The organism is Candidatus Neomarinimicrobiota bacterium, from assembly GCA_018647265.1.
GTDB lineage: Bacteria > Fidelibacterota > Marinisomatia > Marinisomatales > TCS55 > TCS55.
In genome coordinates this window covers 1-5,550 of the sequence record JABGTK010000001.1, presented here as the reverse complement: position 1 = coordinate 5,550, position 5,550 = coordinate 1, and the positions used below count along the sequence as shown (strand labels likewise).

The window sequence follows — 5,550 nt, the reverse complement described above, 5'->3', positions numbered from 1 at the left end:
TCCTTTCTGCCATTCCAATGGCACGGAATAAATCCAGAGAAAGTGCCTTACTCTTATTAAAAGCATCGGTGTTTTACTTGCCGGCTTTGCTCATTATTATCATAATTGATTTAGGAATTTGAACATGACTCAAAAAACACGACTTATTATTTATGGAATTGTGGCGGTCATTTTGGCAGTTACCTACTTTATGAAGGATGGAAAACCAACAATTGATCTTCCCATGATTGGATCGATTCCTGAATTCAGTTTTACTGATAGTCAAGGCAACGAGTTTAATCGAAGTAAACTTGACGGAAAAGTATGGGTAGCAGATTTTATTTTTACTACCTGCACCATGGCTTGCCCTGTGATGACGGGTAACATGAACATCGTCCATAAAGAATTCAAAAATAATGATAATGTTCGTATTGTTTCTATTTCGGTCTATCCTGAATATGACACGCCGGAAGTGTTATCGGAATATGCTTCTCGTTATGATGCCAATACGGATCGATGGCATTTTCTCACTGGCCCGGAGGAATCTGTGAAGGAAATCATTTTAGAAGGATTTAAAATCGGTGATTACGAAGATATTATTTTTCACAGCGAAAAGTTTGCCCTTGTAGATAAAAAAGGCCAGATTCGGGGATATTATAGCGGAATGATAACGGAAGAAATGACCAAGTTGAAAAAAGATATTAACATTTTATTGGAAGAATATTAATGGTCAATCGGGATAATTTTTGGCTACGGATTATTTACATTGTATCGATAGTTATCTCTGGCGCAGTTGCATTTTTAATTTTAGGTCCACGCCCTGAAGGGATAGAAGGTACGCTGGATGTTTCTGGGCTTCCTTTAGTGAATGCTTCTTTGAATGGCATTACAACTATCCTTTTGATTGTTGGGTATATTCTCATTCGCCAGAAAAAACGCCAACAGCATAAAAATGTTATGTTATCTGCATTTGGAACTTCCGGTGCATTTTTGGTCAGTTATTTGATTTACCATTGGTTTAAAGCTGGGCCAAAAATATACATGGGTGAATTCACAGAAATATATTTATTCATTTTATTGACCCATATTGTCTTGGCTTCTATAATCATTCCGTTGGCTTTGGTCACTCTTTACCGTGGATGGACGGACAATATTGGCAAACACCGCAAGATTGCCAAGATTACACTACCCCTTTGGTTCTACGTTTCTGTGACGGGAGTGGTAATTTACTTAATGTTATATTAAACTAAATTTGGATTGAATCGACTTTGTTGATACTTGGATTAACATGGCCAATCCACCTCATAATTACAACCTTTTGACTAGTCCACTAAACTTCTGATCAATCTCAAAACCTAACTTATAGAATAGTCCCGATTGAAAAAATCCCACGGTAAGGAATTCAAACTTTTTCAGTCTTAAACGATTAAATAATTCTTCTGCCAATCGGATACTCAAATAACTATTTCGATAATGGGGAGCAATAACAATCTTTTCTAAATGGGCAATTCCCGGTCCTGTATTTTTCCAGAAAACACCACCAGCGAGGTGACCTTTTTTATCCATTACCAATAGAAATTCGTGGCGAGATTCAAATTGCACCTCCAGTTTTGCTTCTAATAGTAATCGGTGAAACCGGGCCACTTCTTTTGGGTGGTATGGGGGACGAATTTTAAAGGATTGGCTATCTTTATTTTCAATAAGAACGACCAAATCCAACCGGCCTTTTTTGCCCACATCTCGGGTAATAAGTTCAGCATAATCAACCGCATCCACATGTTCAAAAACAAGGCGGGTGAGAAAATATTTTTCCGCTTCTGTCAATTCAATTTCGTCGTGGATCAAGTGTAGATTTGTTTCAAGGCTTTCCTCCGAGATTGAACCGCCCCGCATCTGAATCATAATTTGGTTCAATCGATTTATTAATTCGGGGTTGGCATCTCTGAATGCAGTCATGAGGAAAAATCTAATCCGCGTTTCTGGGTAGCGCTCGATCAAGGATTGAAGTTTGTAATCCTTGTAAAGATCCTGGATAATAATACCCCGCGCTTTGTGTGTTGCGGCCGGATTCAGGTCCAACCAGCGTTGGTACCGAAGAGAAGCAAAAACAATCTGTTTTCGCAACAATCCGGTGGATTCAACTTCATCTAGGAACTGTTTTACGCGGATAGGGGACAGACCATAATCATTACCTGATATTTTAATTGATCGCAATATTTTTGAACCATCTTCTGTACCAAATATCTCTAATGTGACTGTAAATAGAATTTCCCAATCTGCCATTTTTTTCAAACCGGGGAAACGCTCTTCAGTTTTTATTATAAAGTTCTCATAAAGAGATATTAGAACGTCTTTTATGGCAGTGATATTTTCCCGTCCTGTAATAGAAACGAGGCGTGTACCTACATAATAATCGAATTCGGGAATAATTACATTTTTAGGGGAAGCGTCAGCAATCATTCGTGTACAACCAGTACGCTTCCAAAATTCGAGGTAAGCAGCAACCCCATTCCAGATGAAGTGCAGCCAACGCATTTGCCATCGGTCAGGATAGGTACCGGAAGATATTTCGTCCTGCTTCCGATCCAAATACTGCAGCACAGTTTCACCGGGGATATATTCCTCCGTATACACTTGGTGTTCCGGCCAAAATGCGCCGAAATCTTCTACTAGTTTCTGCTTATGGATTGAGGAACCCATGGAAATTAGCCAATTGGTTTCCATCTTAAATCGAACAAATTCAAGGTTATCATTTATGTTTATGACAAAATTATAAGCTTTACCATCTTTCAATTGGATCAATACCCGAGCCACATGTTTACCTTGTCCTTTTCCCAATAATGAAATCCAGATTCCTTCAGTAGCTATGTCTTCAAATTGGATTTGCCTGCCTTTTGAAAAAATAAATGTGGATTCTCGAATTAAGGTTGTTTCTCTGAAGATTTTTTCTATCTTTCCCTTGAGTCTTTTGGCAATATTTTGGTCAAATTGAAGAATTGGGCCCCAGTCAAAATCAGCTTCTGATTGACCACTATTAATCCATTTTCTGAACCCATCTAATAATATGGTTCGATTTACCCGTGCCAATTCTGCTGGGTTTTGTTTCTGAGAAACGAGAACCCAAAGGGTAAGCTCTCCACGGACTTGAATGAAAAACTGGGGATTTTTAATACCCAAGTCTGTGATCAAATTGATCAGCCCAACGGTCAAAGGTTCATCTTTTTTAGCAATTTTATGAGATTCCCTCAATTCTGTTAAACATTCTAATATAGATTTTAAATGCTGCTTTTTAATCACGGACGAATCAACCGAAGCCATTGCATCGGATTGGCCACAATGAAAGGATTGACGGTAGAGGTTGATGAACATTTTTCCACTAATATGGGGCATGAGTATCTCAAAAGCTTGCCGCCAAATTTGTTGATCAGGGTGGGTTTGGAGTCTTAATAATTGATCTTGAATCATGGTTTGGTAATTGGCAGAATTCAGGCCTTCGCTAAAATGGTCTAAGGCCGATTTAATATGTTGATTATCCATTTGAAACATATTTACTGTCGCTAAATGGAGTGAGGCTAAAGATGGTTTTCCTTCAGGGAATGATATGGTCTTATCCACTGCTTGATTTTTTTGATTGAAAGGCAATTTCAAGTGATTGACTGAAAGTGAATGATATGGTTCAAAAGAAATAACCCTAAATCCTACTTCACCGAAAAAATCTATGAGGGTACTATTCCCCAACCAGAGGGTAGGATCCCGGAGGAGTTTTTCAAAGCTGATTGTTGTGTCAGTTGTATGGTAAACATAATCGCCAATAGTTAATGCTGATTTAGTCCATTTTAATACCAAGCCGTCTGCTAATTCGTATTCACGAATAGATTTTCCATCCCAGCGAATATCCCCCCGCGTGAGACGCTTTTCCCTCAAGAGCCAATTGGGAATTTGAATTTCATAATCCCCTTGAATTAAACTGATGTAATTCTTCTCATACATGGGATGAATAATATCCGCAAAATGCTTTAACACATTTTTCCGTTTAAACGTATTCTTCGGTGTCAGTTCGTCGTGGTCATGGTCAAAATCCCTGGGAATAATGGCATAATTCACAATCCGTTCATAAGGAGGTAGAAAGGAATTCACTGAAAAGACTAAAGAACTAAAGTATGTGCGAATTTCTAAGGGTGTCATAGTGGAGAGATCCACGGCATCATTTTCCGGATCAGGATAGAGCAGGATGGTATTGAATTCTTTCCCATCGCCTACAAGAAAAACGGAACGAATCGCCTCAAAATCCTGGAATAAATTTTCGATTTTTTGGGGAGAAATAGTTTGTCCACGGCTATTTTTATAGATTTCCTTTTTCCGGTCCACAATAAAATAATGACCCTTTTTCTCTTTAAAAATATCACCGGAATGAAACCAGCCATTCTTATGGGAACCCTCGATCGCATCTTTATAATATCCGGAAGAAACGTAAGGTCCTCGCATAAGCAATTCATCATCATTCCCTAGTTTCAACTCAATCCCTGGGAGTGTTTTTCCCACAGAATCTGTCATGTAATCATTTGGCGGTGTCATTGTTATGCCGCCAGTGGCTTCTGTCATGCCGTAACCGCTGAGGAGGTTAATCCCATTTTGGTGGAAAAATTTGAATATATCCGGATCAAGATATCCCGCGGCGGATAAACCCCATTTTAATTTCCCCCCAGTGATGGATTGGGTTACTTTGGCAATTTCCTCATCCTCTGATTTTTCAATAGGAATGGTTGCAGCAACTTGCTCTTGGATTTGAATCCACCTTTTGGGAATGGAAATAAAGACCGACGGCTGGGCTGTTTTGAAATCCCGCAGGAGTGTTTTGAAAGAAGTGGATTCAGTGAATGTATCAGTGGATCCCCAGAAGATGGCTCCCATCATTTCAAACCATCGGCCAAAAGTGTGGTAGAGTGGGAGGTAACAAAGGAACCCATCTTCCGGACCAATCTCTGGCAGGGCCAAGGCTCGGGCGAAGCGCTTCGAAATTATATTTTCTTGATTAAAAATAATGCCCTTTGGATTGTCTGTAGTGCCGGAAGTGTACATAACCGTTGCGAGGGATTGTTGATTTATGGATTTTGGATTGACAATTTTGGATTGGTGACATTTCGTTAGAAAGTCATTCCATTCTGTTACATCATCAATTTGAATTGCATTTAATTCAGATGAACTTTGTTTAGCCTCGGCCAGCAATTCCCGCGCTCGGTCGCTGCCCGTGAACAAATGGGTAATCTCTGCGTGATTCAATACGTAATCCAAATGGTCCGGAGAAAGGTTTATGGGGATGGGAACCACACGAATGCCATACGCAAGACAGGCTAAATCAATGAGAACGCCGTTTATATTATTTGGCGTCAAAATTCCAACTGTATCATTTCCGTTTAAATTTGAATGAAAAAACGACCCCACAGATTGGATAATTTCCCAAACGTCATTATAGGAATGGGAAATAATATTATTTTCTGAAATAATCTGGAATAATGGTTTATCACCATATCGCAAAATGCGCTGTTTGATCAGGGAATAAACATTAAAATT

General features: G+C 39.2%; 3 protein-coding genes. 2 read left to right on the top strand and 1 reads right to left on the bottom strand.

What is annotated here, in order from left to right; genetic code table 11:
- Positions 1-124 precede the first annotated feature (124 nt).
- Positions 125-706: an SCO family protein gene (locus HN459_00015; GenBank protein MBT3477825.1), complete on the top strand. Its 582-nt coding sequence runs from the start codon at positions 125-127 to the stop codon at positions 704-706.
- A complete protein-coding gene (locus HN459_00010) occupies positions 706-1,224 on the top strand; it encodes a DUF420 domain-containing protein (GenBank protein ID MBT3477824.1) in 519 nt (172 codons plus the stop codon). The genes HN459_00015 and HN459_00010 overlap by 1 nt, the downstream gene beginning before the upstream one ends.
- A gap of 63 nt (positions 1,225-1,287) precedes the next feature.
- Here the strand turns inward: HN459_00010 and HN459_00005 are convergent.
- The coding region (locus HN459_00005) for an AMP-binding protein (GenBank protein ID MBT3477823.1) at positions 1,288-5,550 on the bottom strand (4,263 nt) is incomplete at its 5' end.